Genomic DNA, 15,778 nt, shown 5'->3' on the forward strand with positions numbered 1-15,778 from the left:
TAGGAAGTGATGGTGCAAGACGCGGGAGAACTCCTGTAATCACAAGTCTGTGATGCCCCGCAGAATGTATGGGAAAATTAGAAGGGACACCTGCGACAAGCGAGCAATGAACGCCTCAATTGGCTAAGACCCTCTAGAAGAAATAATACTTTGTAGTTAATAATGTCCTTCTAAAGAAGGCATTCGGGAGAAGCTTGACACATAGTCAGAAATCACTTAATTGATGATGATTCTAAGTACTTTGGTATAATAAATAATGGTACTCTATTTCATCTGTGAATTATGGTTAAAGACTGGGGCGTTGCAAAGAATGGTGCAACAATTGATCTTAATTATTCTTTGGGTTATTATTTATTGCTATATGATTGCGGCATCCATTGACTTCGGAACAGCATTTTATCTTTTCTACAGTCAGCAAAGAAATCTTGGTGAGCAAATCATTTCACCATTACTCTATTGGATGTCACCTCTTTCAGAAATTATGAATATTGGCTTCATTTTGCTCTTTACGGCAGTACTGAGTTTGTCACCGGAGATTATTCTTAACTTCCAAATGCCATTGGTCTTTTGTGGTGTTCTTGCGCTTACATTAACGGTTTTAAAAGGAACATGTGCGGCTTTAGCAGATTTGCTGCCAAAAGAAAATCGTTTGAAAAAATTGTTCTTCATGGGGAATGGGATCACCGGGATTTTTGTTCCCATTGTACTCAGCATTGTTCTTGTGATCAGTGAAGGGGGATTTTCAGGTTACGGAACCGGGCATTTAGGATCATTTGTGGTCCATTTATTATCGAATTTTTATTTTTGGTCTGTAATGATCATTGCCGTTGTGAGCATTTTTTATATAAGTGCAATGTACCTCATTCACTTTGGGATGCGCAGCAAAAATGAGTCGCTCGTTGAACATTTTCGTAATATTGCTTTGTTTTGGAGTATGCCGACAGTGCTTGCGAGTGGTCTTGTATTTCTTGGACTTGAACGACAGAATCCACAACATTTTACGAGTACACTTGATGTTTCGTGGATGTTTATGCTCTCCCTTATTTCTCTTCTTGGCGCGGTCTCGCTCGTTTTTATGAGGAGATATAAAGGCTTTTTCATTCTTGTTATGCTGCAATATTTTTTTGCGTTGATTGGTTACACATTGTCTCATTTTCCATTTTTGATTTATCCGGATATTATGATGGACCATCATTTAGCTTTGTGGGCAAATTCCCGTTGGTTCTTTATCAGTGTCATGATTGTTTCTCTAATTGTTTTATCCGCGTTTCTGAGATCCAGAAATCGAGTGGCCATCCGGAATGAGGCAAATAAATAGTTCCAATAAAGTATTGTTTTGAGAATCAGAAAAAAGAAAAGGCACAGGGAAACAATAATTATTGTCTCCTTGTGCCTTTTCTTAATGATTAATTGCTGCTTTCAACCTGTTTGTTTGCTTTTTCATCAACTTCCATAATAATCGGAAGAATCATTGGCCTACGACGTGTCCGTTCATAAAGAAACGGCTGCAATAGATCGGTGACCTCGCTTTTTATCTCAGACCATTGCAACTTTTCTCGTTGAATGACTTCCTGAAGCCGAGCTGCAAGGAGATTTTGTGCTTCATTAATTAAATCTCCAGATTCCCGCATGTAGACAAAACCACGAGAAATGATATCGGGACCGGCTAGAATTTTATGTGCAGAAATATCGGCGCTTACAACGACGATCACTAATCCTTCTTCTGACAAAATTTTACGGTCGCGAAGGACGATATTACCGATATCTCCAATGCCGCTCCCATCAATGTATACAGATCCTGATGGTATTTTTCCTGTAACACTTGCAGAATTTTGATCCAGTGCTAAGACATCACCAATATTCATGATGAATGAATGATCAAAAGGGATCCCGCAGCCGTGTGCAGTTTCGACGTGTTTTTTGAGCATTCGATATTCACCATGGATAGGCATGAAAAATTTCGGCTTAAGCAAGCGTAACATCAGCTTTTCTTCTTCTTGACCACCATGTCCCGAGGTATGAATGTTGCTCAATTTTCCGTGGATAACATCGGCACCGGCCCGATAGAGCTGATTGATTGTCCGATTAATACTCACTTTATTTCCAGGAATTGGTGAGGAGGAGAAAATGACCGTATCACCAGGTTGTACTTGGATCTGCCTATGTGTTCCGTTGGCAATGCGAGAGAGTGCGGCCATTGGTTCACCTTGGCTACCCGTGCAGAGTATTGTAACTTCTTGATCGGGTAGTTGATTTAATTGTGAATGGTCAATGAACGTATCCTTTGGCGCTTTGATGTAGCCGAGCTCCTCACCAATGGTGATCGATGCTTCCATGCTCCGACCAAAAACCGCTATTTTTCTGTTTGTTTCCACTGCAGCATCGACTACTTGCTGTAAACGATGGATATTAGAAGCGAAGGTCGCAAAGATTATCCGGCCATTTACTTTCCGGAATATATCTTTGATATTTTCGCCAACCTCACGTTCAGTCATGGTGAATCCAGGCACTTCGGCATTGGTGCTGTCCGACATCAGACAAAGCACGCCTTCCTTTCCGATTTCCGCCATTTTTGTTAAATTGGCAATTTGACCGCCAACCGGTGTGAAATCGAACTTGAAATCACCTGTTTCCACAATATTTCCTTGAGGCGTTTTGACGACAATTCCGTACGAGTCAGGAATACTGTGTGTAGTACGGAAAAAACTGACCGAAGTTTTTTGAAACTTGATGACATCATCTTCGGTAACTTCGTGAATAACGGTTTGCCTTAGAAGATTGTGTTCATCAAGCTTATTACGAATCAAGCCTGCTGCCAGTTTGCCGGCGTAAATGGGAATGTTTACTGCACGCAGTAAATAAGGAACGCCGCCAATATGATCTTCGTGTCCGTGAGTAATGAACAAGCCCTTAATTTTATCGGCGTTTTTCACCAGGTAGCTGTAATCCGGGATGACGTAATCAATTCCCAATAACTCATCTTCCGGAAATTTTATTCCAGCATCAATGACAATAATTTCATCTTGAAACTGAACAGCATAGGTGTTTTTGCCGATTTCGCCTAGTCCGCCGAGGGAAAATACGGCAGTTTGATGGTTTTTAACAAATTTCATAGGGTTATATCTTCTCCAGTTTAAATTCGGCAGACTTTTTTTCATAATCGAGAAATTTTCCGGTTAGGGGTTGAATAAATTCCACATTATAGGGCCTGTCTAAAAGTTTTTTACGTACATCGCGTACATCAGTAGCTTCTAGATAAAGCGTTTCCGTTTGTTCACGAACCGGAACCTCGTCTTTCGAAGCTTGATACAATACTTTAAAAATCATAATCCATGCTCCCTCCAAAAAAATTGATTCTAAAGACCATTATATATGAAATGCCGAGCTTTTTCACTGTCCGAGTTTTGTTTCCTAAAGAAATCAGCAAATCATCTTGAATGAAGTGGTGATCTGTACATGATATTGATCGATACCTTTAGCTTTGACAATGCTCAAAAAATCATTCTGTAATAACGAATATAACTGTGTAAACTGCTATAATGAAAAGGTTATGAGCGCTTTTAGACGATCAGCTTTGGCACGATGCGTGATCGCTACACAATCTACAGACTGGGGGATTCAGAAATTGGCTAAACCAAAGATTGTTTTTTTTGATATCGATGATACGTTGTACGATCAGAACAAAACAGTACCGGATTCGACGGCAGAAGCGATACATAAGCTTCAGAGCAAAGGTGTGATTACAGCAATTGCTACGGGTCGTGCCCCATTCATGTTCCGTAAACTGAGACAGCAATTAACTATTCATACCTTTGTAAGCATCAATGGTTCTTTTGTTGTTCATGAAGACGCCCCTGTGTACACCAATCCTATCCAGAAACCGTTGCTTAAATTGTTGGTTTCAGGCGCTGAGAAACAAGGCTTTTCACTTGCCTTTGTTAATGAAGAGACAATGAAAATGCACAGAACAGCTTCACGTGAGGCGATTATGGGCATTGAAAGCTTAAAGTTGCCTTTGCCTTTTCCTGAAACCGATCCTGACTTTTACAAAGAGCATGATGTTTATCAAGGCCTGCTTTTCTATTCAGAGCAAGATAATCGTGAATTCTTAGAACAAACGCCTCTTAACACATTAAGATATGTACGGTGGCATGAATGCGGCGTGGATGTCATTCCACATAATGGTTCGAAAGCAGAAGGGATCAAACAACTGTTGAAAATATTGAATTTTACTCCTGAGGACGCCTGTGCATTCGGAGATGGAAATAATGATGTGGAAATGCTCTCCTATGTCGGAACAGGAATTGCAATGGGCAATGCTGTGGAAGCTGCAAAAAAATCAGCAGATCTTGTTACGACATCTGTTCAAAAAGATGGTATTTATCATGGATTACAACAGATTGGGTTATTGTAAGAAAAGTATTGATGTTATGGAGCAGTGCATAGAAAAAGAGCCACGATTTTGCGGCTCTTTTACATTTATATGGGGTCATCAGTAAAGATCACTTTCAACAATATGATCTGGAATCTTAAATGGATCTTCTTTATTAATATGATCAAAAAACAAAATGCCGTCCAAATGGTCAATCTCATGCTGGATCGCAATGGCGGGATAACCTTTAAGCCGTAAAGTTAATGGCGTTCCGTCAATATCAAATGCCTTTACTTTAACCCTTGCGTGACGAGGAACATACCCGGGAACTTCTCGATCAACTGAGAGACACCCTTCACCGCCTTCAAGATAAGTGTTTTCAACAGAATGACTGATGATTTTCGGATTGAACAGCATGTATTCGTAATGTTTGCCACTTTCATCGTCCAAATATAATGCAATCATTCGCTTGCTGATGGCAATTTGAGGTGCCGCAATTCCAATGCCTGCACGTAGACCATATTTTTTTGCAACCTCTTCGTTCTGGCTATTTTTGAGAAATTCAAGCATCTTTTTCAATGTATCTTTTTCTTCTTCTGTAGCGGGCAGCGGCACCTCACGCGCAACTTGTCTAAGTATTGGATTGCCTTCTCGAATTATATCTTCCATCGTAATCATGATTAGAGCCACTCCTTCTGCCATTCAGTACAACAGTCACACCATGGACTGCTTCTTTTTTCTGCTAATTCTAGTGTATCATTAAACGTACAAAATGTTTACCTCACTGATTCGTCTTTCGCTGTGCTGATCATGAGCCAAAGCCTTTGGTTTGACTTAGTTAAATGAAGTATTATAAACTAAAATGGAAAAATCCTGTATATAGTCAGGACTGTTTTTACCTGTTCCTAAGGGGTTTTTGAGAATAAACGTAACAATAGGTGAAATGATTTTTAACTTTTCAGAAAGTGGCTTGCCGCGAGATGTTTCATTTAACTGAAAACGCTTTAGTGAAATAAATCACTTTAGTTGAAACATGGAAACATGAATACTGATGGGAAGAGGTGAGGGACTTGCCTGTAAATCATACTGAGCAGATTGAGGATGCGTTTTCAACGCTACGTATCCTTGATACACAAGGGCATGTCGTTGACGATCGAAGTAAACCTGAAATGACTGATGATCAATTAAGAGAATTGATGTGGCGCATGGTCTATACAAGGGTATGGGATCAGCGTGCACTTAAATTGAATAGGCAAGGACGTCTTGGCTTTTACGCGCCGGTCGCCGGCCAGGAAGCTTCAATGGTTGCAAGTGAATTTGCAATGGACAAAGGCGATTGGCTACTTCCGTCCTATAGAGATATACCTCAGCTGGTATGGCATGGTCTGCCACTCTATAAGGCATTTCTCTATTCAAGAGGACATTTTGAAGGCGGTCAGTATCCTGACACGCTGAATGCTGTAATGCCCCAAATCATTATCGGTGCACAGTGTACTCAGACTGCTGGTGTTGCTCTCGGTTTGAAAAAGAGAGGCAAAAAGCAGATTGCCTTCTGCTATTTCGGCGACGGAGCAACTTCGCAAGGGGACTTTTATGAAGCAATGAACTTTGCAGGCATCTATAAAGCACCGGCAGTCTTTATTTGCCAAAACAATCGCTTTGCAATATCTGTGCCCGTTGAAAAACAAACAGCAGCTCAATCATTAGCTCAGAAAGCGGTGGCTGCGGGCATCCATGGTATTCAAGTCGATGGAATGGATCCGCTTGCTGTGTATGCCGCTGCTAAGAATGCCCGTGAGCGTGCAATTGCCGGGGAAGGACCGACATTAATTGAGACGTTGACGTATAGATATGGACCGCACACGATGGCGGGAGATGATCCGACGCGGTATCGGACCGAAGAGTTAACGGGTGAATGGGAGAAAAGAGATCCATTGATTCGTTTCCGTTATTACTTGGAACAGCTTGGCCTATGGACCAAAGATGATGAGGAACAGGCCTCTGAAAAGGCAAAAGAAGATGTCGCAAAAGCCTTAAAGCAGGCGGATGGAGTTCCTAAACAAAAAGTAACAGATTTACTCAGCTTTATGTATGAAGCACCGACAAAGAACGTTGAAGAGCAGTTGGCTGCTTACAGAGAACGGGAAGGTGATCAGCATTGACACAAATGACAATGATTCAGGCGATCACTGATGCGATGCGAACAGAACTTCGTCATGATGAGAATGTCTTGGTCTTTGGTGAAGACGTTGCGAAAAATGGAGGCGTATTCCGCGCAACAGAAGGACTTTTTGATGAATTTGGCGAGGAACGTGTATTTGACACGCCTTTAGCAGAATCAGGAATTGGAGGACTCGCCCTAGGTTTGGCATTGCAGAATTTCAGACCGGTAATGGAAATTCAGTTTTTTGGCTTTGTATTTGAAGCGATGGATAGTGTTGCCTCACAACTCGCCAGATTAAGGTATCGATCCGGAGGTGCTTATCATGCACCGGTCACCATCCGTTCGCCATTTGGCGGAGGTGTAAAAACACCTGAACTTCATGCGGACAATCTCGAGGGTCTATTTGCCCAATGTCCCGGGTTAAAAGTAGTCATCCCTTCAAATCCATATGATGCAAAAGGATTGCTGATTTCTGCAATTCGTGACAATGATCCTGTTATCTTTCTAGAACATATGAAATTGTATCGATCTTTTAGAGAAGAAGTGCCAGAGAATGCGTACACCATTGAAATTGGCAAAGCCAATGTAGCTCGAGAAGGCACCGATATTTCGATCATTACCTATGGTGCAATGGTGCGAACTGCTCTGAAGGCTGCGGACCAATTAAAGAAAGAGGGCATTGATTGTGAAGTCATAGATCTACGCACAATCAGTCCTCTTGATGTCGATACGATTGCTGAATCTGTAAAGAAAACGAATCGAGCGATTGTCGTTCAAGAAGCTCAGAAACAAGCAGGCATTGCCTCGACTATTATTGCAGAAATCAATGATCGTGCTTTATTGTCTCTTGATGCCCCAGTAGGCAGAGTTACAGCACCTGATAGTGTTTTCCCATTCGCTGCTGCAGAGGATGTCTGGCTGCCGAATGAAAAGGACATTATTTCAAAAGTAAAAGAGACGATAACTTTTTAAGAGAAAAATTTGTTACTTAGTTTTCTGATCCAGTAAAAATCGTGCTTATCAAAATTGATGGATGTTGATGAAGTGAAGGAGAGTGAACGCCGTTGGCCTATTTGTTTAAATTACCGGATATCGGTGAAGGCATTCATGAGGGTGAAATACTTAAATGGTTTGTCAAACCAGGAGATACTGTCCGAGAGGACGATACATTAGCGGAAGTTCAAAATGATAAAGCGGTTGTAGAAATACCTTCACCTGTTAATGGCAAGGTATTAACGCTCGATGCAGAAGAGGGCCAAGTTGTTGAAGTGGGTACAGTGGTCATTACTCTCGAATCAGACGATGGAGAGAATGAAAATGATGGAGATGCTGTTCCTGCTCACGAAGATCTTCAATTTGCGGCTGTTCATGAACAAGATCTGAAACAGGAGACAACAGTTCCTGAAAAATCGGAGAAAAATGAGCATCCGATGATTATTGCTATGCCGTCTGTACGCAAATACGCAAGAGATAAAGGAGTCAATCTTTCCTTAGTTACAGGATCAGGAACGAACGGACGAGTACTAAAAGAAGATATTGATCTGTTCCTGAATCAACCGACGACCGACGAAAAGCAAAGTGAAACCCCAATAACTGAAGCAGAAGATCCTTCTGAGAAGGTTGTTCAAAATTCCAATAATGACCATGTTGATGGGATGGAAATTCGTGAGAAATTTAAGGGGATTCGTCGAGCAATCGCTCGCGCAACCGCACAATCCATGCAAACAGCACCTCATGTAACGCTCATGGATGAAGTTGATGTCACCAAATTGGTCGCACATCGACAATTATTTAAAATAGAAGCACAGAAAAATGGCGTAAAATTAACCTATCTTCCATATATTTTAAAGGCACTTATTGCAGCATTAAAAGAATTTCCAATTATTAATGCTTCACTCGATGAAGAGCACCAGGAAATTGTTTACAAAAAGTACTATAATATCGGCATTGCTGCGAATACGGATGCTGGTTTGGTCGTTCCCGTTGTGAAGCATGCTGAGACAAAGTCAATGTATGCTATAGCTCAAGAAATCCAAGAACTTGCTGAAAAAGCGAGAACAGGTAAGCTGACTTCAGATGAGATGAGGGGCGGAACCTGCACAATTTCTAACATTGGATCTGAAGGAGGACAATGGTTTACTCCTGTTATTAATCAGCCTGAATCAGCCATTCTTGGTGTGGGTAGGATTTCTGAAAAGGCCATTGTTCGAGATGGTCAAATTGTTGCTGCACCGATTCTCGCTCTGTCCATGAGTTTTGACCATCGTCTGATCGATGGGGCAACCGCTCAAAGAGCAATGAACAAAATAAAAAGATTGTTAGAAGATCCACAAAGACTTATCTTGGAGGGGTAGAGATGGTAGTAGGTGAGTTTACAACGGAAGTGGATACAGTGGTCATTGGCGCTGGACCCGGTGGTTATGTTGCTGCAATTCGTGCTGCTCAACTTGGTCAGAAGGTAATTGTGATTGAAAAGGAGCATGTCGGCGGAGTCTGCCTGAATGTTGGATGTATTCCTTCAAAAGCATTAATTTCTGCAAGCCATCGGTATGAACAAATGAATCATTCTGAAGCTTTTGGTATTACAGCGGAGAATGTGAGTGTTGATTTTCTTAAGGTTCAAGAATGGAAGAGTCAGGTTGTTGATCGTCTGACGGGCGGCGTTAAAGGACTATTTAAAGCACACGGTATTGAACTCGTCGAAGGCGAAGCTTTATTCGTGGACACTGATGTTGTACGGGTGAACCACGGCTATGAGTCATCCCGATACAAATTTAACCACTGCATTATTGCTACCGGATCAAGCCCAATTGAGATTCCCGGATTTAAATGGAGTGATCGTGTACTCTCCTCAACAGGAGCTCTCGCCTTAAAAGAAGTACCAAAAAAACTTGTCGTTATTGGCGGCGGGTATATTGGTATTGAATTGAGTTCGGCTTTTGCCGGATTTGGTACAGAGGTGATCATTCTCGAAGGTACACCTTCCATTCTCCCTGCATTTGAAAAACGTCTCATTGCCCCAGTAAAGAAGAAATTAAAGGCAAAAGGCGTTACCATTTATACGAATGCTTTGGCAAAAAGTGTTGAAGAATCCGCAAATGGTGTAGCTGTGACTGCAGAAGTGAAAGGGAAAGTACAAGTCTTCGATGCGGATTATGTCATGGTTACAGTAGGACGCCGACCGAATACAAAAGATCTTGGCCTGGACTTGGCGGGAGTTGAGGTCACGGATCGAGGATTAATCAAGGTCGATAAGCAAGGAAAAACAACGTCTGAAAAAATCTATGCAGTCGGTGATATTGTAGCAGGACTTGCACTTGCGCATAAAGCCTCTTATGAAGGAAAAGTTGCAGCCGAAGCGATTAACGGAGAGGCAGCGGAAGTGGATTATCATGTCATGCCGGCAGTCGTCTTCTCAGATCCTGAAATCGCATCAGTAGGTTTATCTGAAGATGAAGCAATCAAAGAAGGATTTGAAGTGAAAACGGGTCAATTCCCTTTTGCAGCAAATGGACGTGCGCTTTCATTAGGTGAGACAGATGGATTTCTTAAGATTGTATCACGGGCATCCGATGGATTAGTTCTCGGTGCGCAAATTGTTGGTACAGGCGCTAGTGATATGATCGCTGAATTCGGCTTAGCTATTGAATCCGGGATGACCGTTGAAGATATTGCTTTGACCATCCATGCCCACCCGACACTTGGGGAAATGGCTATGGAAGCAGCGGACGTTGTTCTTGGTAGACCGATTCATATTGCAAAATAACGAGTACTAACTTTAAGTAGTTCTACTAAAAATAAATAATTTAGAATAAAAAAGGCCTGAGTAAAATCAATTTACTCAGGCCTTAACCTATGTAAGAATTTTTTTCAAGAAGAGGATACTGACGTGTGCGCGCAGTGCTTCGCAAGTTGATAAAGGGGAAGAAGTTTGTTTGCTTGATCCTTTAGGTAGTCTGCTAATTGTTTTCCATTTCTTGCTCGTGGGTCTTCTTTTGAAATGACTACGCCACATAGTAACTCTGCTTTACGTACTTTACTCAGGCGGTTGAACATTTTTGTTAGCTGATCAGCACTGATCTTTTCGTGAATGACGTACGCGGAATCCGTATGATCCATCGACCAACAAAAATAACGCGGTGTATTATCCATGATCTCAGGTATTCTCGATAATAATGATTCTCCAAGCTCCTTTCTGTCCGGATAGTCATCAATACATGCGAGCCAGAAAAACAAATGCGATTGCCAGATACCAAATTGAAAATGCGGATATTTTTTATAACCACGTTTATCCTCCGCTAACGCAAACCAAGTGCTGTCGGGTGGATTCACTGTTCGACGTGCATGACGGGCAATATGAGTGTAGAAAAATGCATTGGTCTGTTTATTTAAAAAGGGGACGAGCTGATCTGCCAATCCTTTAAATTTCGGTTGAATCTGTTCTTTGATGGCATTCATCCGGTTTTCGAGGCCGGGAAGTTCCATCAACTCAAAATCCTTTTTTGTAAAACCGTTCAGAGACATGCTGTTCACTCCTTATTCAAACATTCCTTGTTTCTCATAGTCTACCACAGCTTCAATGGTGAATTGGGCTGAAAGCTTTTGAAGAATGAGAATTATTATGGAAATAAGCGCGGTACGACAGCATAAACTAGAGAAACATAATCAATTACTCGGGTTGAAAATAGTTATGTTCCTTTGCTCATTACAATGACTCCTGAAGGGAAGTGGCAATTGCCATGAAAGCGTTCAATCAGACACTGAGCAGGAAGGACGCAGAAAAGAGGATCCCTAAAGTACGTGTGGAGATTGACACTGAACTGATGACTTTGCATCATGCCCTAATGAAGAAAGACTACAAAACCATTAAGTTGTGCAAACAAAGATTGGAAAAACTGCGAAAAGAAATGCTACTTCTGGAGATATAACTATTCTCTAATTCGTACAACATTTTTTAATCTGGATATTCGAAATTTCGCAATTGAAATTAAAAAAAAATCGCCACAATCAGCGGCGATTTTTATTTTTATCTCTAAATGATGTAGTATTAATTTTAAACGAAAGGCGTCTTAGATGAAGACGCAGAACCGGGAGTGAAAAAATGAATCAAACTGAATGGGCAATGCTTGAGAAGAGAGTAACAGGTTGGATCAAAGAAGCAGCTGCTCGCTTGCGTGCTTCACTTACCAATCCATTAGAAATTAGTGAGAAAAGTGCACATAATGATCTCGTTACGAACATGGATCGCTCGATTGAACACTTTCTTGTTGGTAAGATCAAGGATCATTATCCAGAGCATCGAATTATCTCCGAAGAAGGATACGGGGACGAAGTTACAGATACCAATGGGATATTATGGCTCCTTGATCCGATTGACGGGACACTGAATTATGTGATGCAAAAACGCTTTTTCGCCATTTCGATCGGTATTTATGAAAATGGAGAGGGGCGCGCCGCCTTCATCTATGATGTAATGGGCGATGAACTCTTTCATTGTCTTTCAGGAAAGGGTGCTTATAAAAACAATGCAAAGTTAGAGCCACTCACCAAAATTCATATCGATGACGCGTTGATTGATCTAAGTCCGACATGGCTTAAGCCCAATCGGCGTATCGATGAAGATGTATTTACTGAAATCATAAAGCGATGCAGTGGTACGCGCGCTTACGGTGCAGCTTCTCTTGAACTGGCGTATGTGGCAGCGGGACTTCTTGATGCCTATTTTACGATGCGGCTTTCCCCATGGGATTATGGTGCTGGTCTAATCCTATTGTCTGAGGTCGGCGGATGTCATTCCCGTGCTGATGGTGTACCAATCAATATTCTATCAAAAACCTCTGTAATCGCCGCTCGTCCCGGATTATATGAGGATTTGATACAACATATTAAGGAACAAGTAGCGTCTGGCAAACGCCTCAACGAACCACAATGAGTGACTATAAAATTTTTACATTCGATTTTCTTTCTTCTGTTGCATCGCTTTGATCATGAAGCTGAGCCACATAAACAAGATAACAGCAAAGGCGCAGAGAAGCATAAAAAGTGGCTGTCCATAAACCATCCCTGCAGCTACACCGATCAAACCTGCTGCAGTCAAAATTAAGAACAGAATGTATAAACTTCGGAACATAGAAACACCTCCTGGAGATATCATAGGACGCTTTTCCGTAAAGTACAAATGATAAATGGTCGGGAACTTGAGAAAAATAAATTTCGTGATCAACAGAAAAAATTGACAACATAAGGTTGCTTGTGAGAGAATAATTTGCATGTGTATGTTTCGGCTATCTAATGCGAAGCGACGGATATTATGAGGAGAGTATAGAATAAATGACAAAATTAAGGGAAGAATTGCGGAATATCGCGATTATTGCACACGTCGACCATGGGAAAACGACTCTAGTCGATAAACTTTTGATGCAATCAGGGACATTCCGTAAGAATCAACACATTAATGAACGAGCAATGGATTCCAATGCAATTGAACGTGAACGCGGTATTACTATTTTGGCGAAGAATACAAGTCTTTCTTACAAAGACCATACAATAAATATTGTGGATACGCCAGGACATGCCGACTTTGGCGGTGAAGTGGAACGAATCATGAAAATGGTTGATGGCGTTCTTCTACTCGTCGACGCTTACGAAGGATGTATGCCACAGACACGCTTTGTTTTGAAAAAGGCTTTGGAAGAACATCTAAAACCAATTGTTGTCGTAAATAAAATCGACAAGCCAATGGCAAGACCAGCTGAAGTCGTTGATGAAGTGATTGACTTATTCATCGACCTAGGTGCTGATGAAGATCAACTCGAATTCCCAGTTGTTTACACTTCCGCAGTAAATGGTGTTGCTGGTACTGATCCTGAACATGTAGATCAAGATATGAGTGTTGTGCTCGATATGATTCTGAAATATGCGCCGGCACCGGTTGATAATCGTGATGAAGGGTTGCAGTTCCAAGTAACAATGCTTGATTACAACGACTATGTTGGCCGTATTGGTATTGGCCGTATTTATCGTGGCAAAATCAAAGTCGGCGAAGAAGCTGCACTGGTTAAAAATAACGGTGCAAGTGTTGAGAAGTTCCGGATTACCAAACTTTTTGGCTATCATGCGCTGAAACGGACAGAAATTGAAGAAGCTTACTCCGGAGATATTATCGCAATTACCGGTGTATCGGATATTGATATTGGCGACACAATTAATGATGTAGATAAAATTGATCCACTTGCGCCATTGCGTATTGATGAACCAACGCTAAAAATGACATTCTTACCAAATACGAGTCCGTTTGCAGGTCAAGAAGGCGACTATGTAACAAGCCGTAAAATAGAGGATCGACTCTTCGCTGAAATGGAACGTGATGTCAGCTTGAAGGTAGAATCTGCTTCTGATTCACATGATTCTTGGGTCGTTTCTGGTCGTGGTGAATTACACCTGTCCATTCTGATCGAAACAATGCGTCGTGAAGGTTATGAATTGTCTGTTTCTAAACCAAGTGTAATCACAAAAGAAGTTGATGGGAAACTCTGCGAACCTTATGAAGCGGTTCAGATCGACGTTCCTGAAGAATATGTCGGCGCAGTCATTGAATCAATGGGTAAACGCAAAGCTGAACTAAAAGATATGAGGCAAGAGCAACCAGGTCAAACGCGTTTGACATTCATGATTCCTTCTCGTGGATTAATTGGTTATAACCGTCAATTTATGGCTGATACACGAGGATATGGTATCCTGAACCATACATTTGATCACTTTGCACCGTTCATCAAAGAAGAAATCGGTGGACGTAGAAACGGTGTGCTGGTTTCAATGGATCAAGGACAAACAACAGCATACTCACTCGCGGCACTTGAAGATCGTGGGGAGATGTTTGTCGGACCAGGTGTCAATGTGTACGAAGGTATGATTGTCGGCGAACATAACCGTGAAAATGATTTGACGGTAAACGTTACTAAGGCTAAGCACGCTTCGAACGTGCGGTCATCAAATAAAGATCAGACGGTTACTTTGAAAGAGGCACGTAAACTGTCGCTTGAAGATTCTCTGTCTTATTTGAACGATGACGAATATTGCGAAATTACACCAAAGAGTGTGCGTATGCGCAAGAAGATCCTGAATAAGGGTGAACGTGAACGTTTTGAAAGAAGAGGAAGTAAGATTCCGAAATATAATGGCTGATCACCTGCGTTATTCTTTGATTGAGTTCGTTATAAATTCTTCAAGTGATCGCATTTTTTAAAAAACGTCTGTGCTCCATGAGCACAGACGTTTTTTTCTTGGAAAATAAGAAAGTAAAAGTTTTTCACTTGAAAATGTAGCGAAGAGCACAAGTGATGCAAAATAAGGACCGGGCATTTTTTACCCGGTTTCTCTTATAAATGATTCGTTCTTAATAATTGGCATTCATAAACGTCGTGATTTTTTTCCGTCGGCTAGAGGCAAGTGTAGTGAAAAATTACCAGTTGCCCAACGTGCTCTCGTTCGCTCACTGATTCTTTTATTACACGCGTCACAGAGATACGTGTGAATTGGCCGGTTTCTCAGTCGCTTTGCAGTTGAAGAGTGATCATCCAACTGACAGATCTTTTCACATAATGCACAGTTCACTTGCATGAAATAACCTCCTTGAGAATAGTATAGCAGGTTTTTTAAGAAATCGTGAAGTAGGGGAAATCGGGGGATGAGACAGGATCGTGCATTTCCGTGGTTGTGATTAATCTTGCTTTTTGACATGACAGAGGGTAAGATAAATTTTAGGAAAGTTATTGAGACAAGGGGGGAGCAAATTGTCAGTCGAAATGAAGATTGGAAAACGAGAGAAAGCCTATGAATTGTTACAGGCCGATGCTCAGAAGATACTGAAGCTGATCGGGGTGCAAATGGAAAATTTAACGATGCCCCAGTGCCCCCTGTATGAAGAAGTATTGGATACTCAAATGTTCGGCTTATCCCGTGAGATCGATTTTGCGGTTCGCCTTGGTCTTGTGCGTGCGGATGAGGGGCGAGAACTGCTGAGCTCTCTTGAGCGGCAAGTTTCTGCGCTCCACGAAGCATCGACACAGAAATAAACCTGGTTGCTCAAACTCACAATCCGCAAATGGTTGTGGTTTGGGCTTTTTTGTCAATTCGGGTATCTAGGAGTTGGCAATTAAGGGGACAAATCAGGCTCTCGTTTATGGATCACTTCCAACAAACGTATCCAGAGACATTTAGATAAGGGCACAAATAGGTGGATT

16 protein-coding genes are annotated in these 15,778 nt (G+C 41.6%); 10 read left to right on the forward strand and 6 right to left on the reverse strand.

What is annotated here, in order from left to right:
- Positions 1 to 310 precede the first annotated feature (310 nt).
- Positions 311 to 1,318 (forward strand): cytochrome d ubiquinol oxidase subunit II, encoded by a 1,008-nt coding sequence (locus NIE32_RS00455; protein ID WP_253051901.1) that lies wholly within the window; start codon positions 311 to 313, stop codon positions 1,316 to 1,318.
- A gap of 88 nt (positions 1,319 to 1,406) precedes the next feature.
- On the opposite strand, the gene rnjA is transcribed toward NIE32_RS00455, so the two are convergent.
- Both rnjA and NIE32_RS00465 read right to left on the reverse strand, forming a co-directional pair.
- Positions 1,407 to 3,113: a ribonuclease J1 gene (rnjA, locus tag NIE32_RS00460; RefSeq protein ID WP_253051903.1), complete on the reverse strand. Its 1,707-nt coding sequence runs from the start codon at positions 3,111 to 3,113 to the stop codon at positions 1,407 to 1,409.
- 4 nt (positions 3,114 to 3,117) lie between these two features.
- A complete protein-coding gene (locus NIE32_RS00465) occupies positions 3,118 to 3,327 on the reverse strand; it encodes a DNA-dependent RNA polymerase subunit epsilon (RefSeq protein ID WP_253051905.1) in 210 nt (69 codons plus the stop codon).
- Positions 3,328 to 3,625: 298 nt separating this feature from the next.
- Here NIE32_RS00465 and NIE32_RS00470 point away from each other — a divergent pair, with 298 nt between their 5' ends.
- Complete coding sequence (locus NIE32_RS00470; protein WP_253051907.1) at positions 3,626 to 4,414, forward strand: Cof-type HAD-IIB family hydrolase; 789 nt, start codon at positions 3,626 to 3,628, stop codon at positions 4,412 to 4,414.
- Positions 4,415 to 4,492: 78 nt separating this feature from the next.
- Here the strand turns inward: NIE32_RS00470 and def are convergent, their stop codons facing one another.
- Positions 4,493 to 5,050 (reverse strand): peptide deformylase, encoded by a 558-nt coding sequence (gene def / locus NIE32_RS00475; protein ID WP_253051909.1) that lies wholly within the window; start codon positions 5,048 to 5,050, stop codon positions 4,493 to 4,495.
- Between the two features lie 392 nt (positions 5,051 to 5,442).
- Between def and pdhA the strand changes: the two genes are divergently transcribed.
- From pdhA to lpdA, 4 genes are all read left to right on the forward strand, one after another.
- Complete coding sequence (gene pdhA / locus NIE32_RS00480) at positions 5,443 to 6,534, forward strand: pyruvate dehydrogenase (acetyl-transferring) E1 component subunit alpha (protein ID WP_253051911.1); 1,092 nt, start codon at positions 5,443 to 5,445, stop codon at positions 6,532 to 6,534.
- Complete coding sequence (locus tag NIE32_RS00485; RefSeq protein WP_253051913.1) at positions 6,531 to 7,508, forward strand: alpha-ketoacid dehydrogenase subunit beta; 978 nt, start codon at positions 6,531 to 6,533, stop codon at positions 7,506 to 7,508. Before pdhA ends, NIE32_RS00485 begins: the two co-directional genes overlap by 4 nt.
- A 92-nt stretch (positions 7,509 to 7,600) precedes the next feature.
- Entirely contained in the window at positions 7,601 to 8,890 is a 1,290-nt protein-coding gene (locus NIE32_RS00490) for a dihydrolipoamide acetyltransferase family protein (RefSeq protein WP_253051915.1), read from the forward strand.
- A gap of 2 nt (positions 8,891 to 8,892) precedes the next feature.
- Positions 8,893 to 10,302 carry a dihydrolipoyl dehydrogenase gene (lpdA, locus tag NIE32_RS00495; RefSeq protein ID WP_253051917.1) on the forward strand — a complete coding sequence of 470 codons (1,410 nt, stop codon included), beginning with the start codon at positions 8,893 to 8,895 and terminating at the stop codon, positions 10,300 to 10,302.
- 104 nt (positions 10,303 to 10,406) lie between these two features.
- Here the strand turns inward: lpdA and NIE32_RS00500 are convergent, their stop codons facing one another.
- Positions 10,407 to 11,060, reverse strand: a complete 654-nt coding sequence (locus NIE32_RS00500; RefSeq protein WP_253051919.1) for a YktB family protein — start codon at positions 11,058 to 11,060, stop codon at positions 10,407 to 10,409.
- Positions 11,061 to 11,275: 215 nt separating this feature from the next.
- Between NIE32_RS00500 and NIE32_RS00505 the strand changes: the two genes are divergently transcribed.
- Together NIE32_RS00505 and NIE32_RS00510 are read left to right on the forward strand one after the other, a co-directional pair.
- Positions 11,276 to 11,464: a YkzI domain-containing protein gene (locus NIE32_RS00505; RefSeq protein ID WP_253051921.1), complete on the forward strand. Its 189-nt coding sequence runs from the start codon at positions 11,276 to 11,278 to the stop codon at positions 11,462 to 11,464.
- A 173-nt stretch (positions 11,465 to 11,637) separates the two neighbouring features.
- Entirely contained in the window at positions 11,638 to 12,468 is an 831-nt protein-coding gene (locus NIE32_RS00510) for an inositol monophosphatase family protein (protein ID WP_253051923.1), read from the forward strand.
- Between the two features lie 15 nt (positions 12,469 to 12,483).
- On the opposite strand, the gene NIE32_RS00515 is transcribed toward NIE32_RS00510, so the two are convergent.
- Complete coding sequence (locus NIE32_RS00515) at positions 12,484 to 12,666, reverse strand: hypothetical protein (protein WP_253051925.1); 183 nt, start codon at positions 12,664 to 12,666, stop codon at positions 12,484 to 12,486.
- Between the two features lie 200 nt (positions 12,667 to 12,866).
- Here NIE32_RS00515 and typA point away from each other — a divergent pair, with 200 nt between their 5' ends.
- Positions 12,867 to 14,720 (forward strand): translational GTPase TypA, encoded by a 1,854-nt coding sequence (gene typA, locus NIE32_RS00520; protein ID WP_253051927.1) that lies wholly within the window; start codon positions 12,867 to 12,869, stop codon positions 14,718 to 14,720.
- Positions 14,721 to 14,945: 225 nt separating this feature from the next.
- Here typA and NIE32_RS00525 read toward each other — a convergent pair whose 3' ends face one another.
- Entirely contained in the window at positions 14,946 to 15,155 is a 210-nt protein-coding gene (locus NIE32_RS00525) for a YlaI family protein (RefSeq protein ID WP_253051929.1), read from the reverse strand.
- Between the two features lie 185 nt (positions 15,156 to 15,340).
- Between NIE32_RS00525 and NIE32_RS00530 the strand changes: the two genes are divergently transcribed.
- The gene (locus tag NIE32_RS00530; RefSeq protein ID WP_381451289.1) at positions 15,341 to 15,610 is read left to right on the forward strand and encodes an Fpa/YlaN family protein; all 270 of its coding nucleotides are present in this window, start codon (positions 15,341 to 15,343) and stop codon (positions 15,608 to 15,610) included.
- The last annotated feature ends 168 nt before the right edge of the window (positions 15,611 to 15,778 follow it).

It is taken from the genome of Sporolactobacillus kofuensis, from assembly GCF_024125425.1.
Taxonomy (GTDB): Bacteria; Bacillota; Bacilli; order Bacillales; family Sporolactobacillaceae; genus Sporolactobacillus; species Sporolactobacillus kofuensis.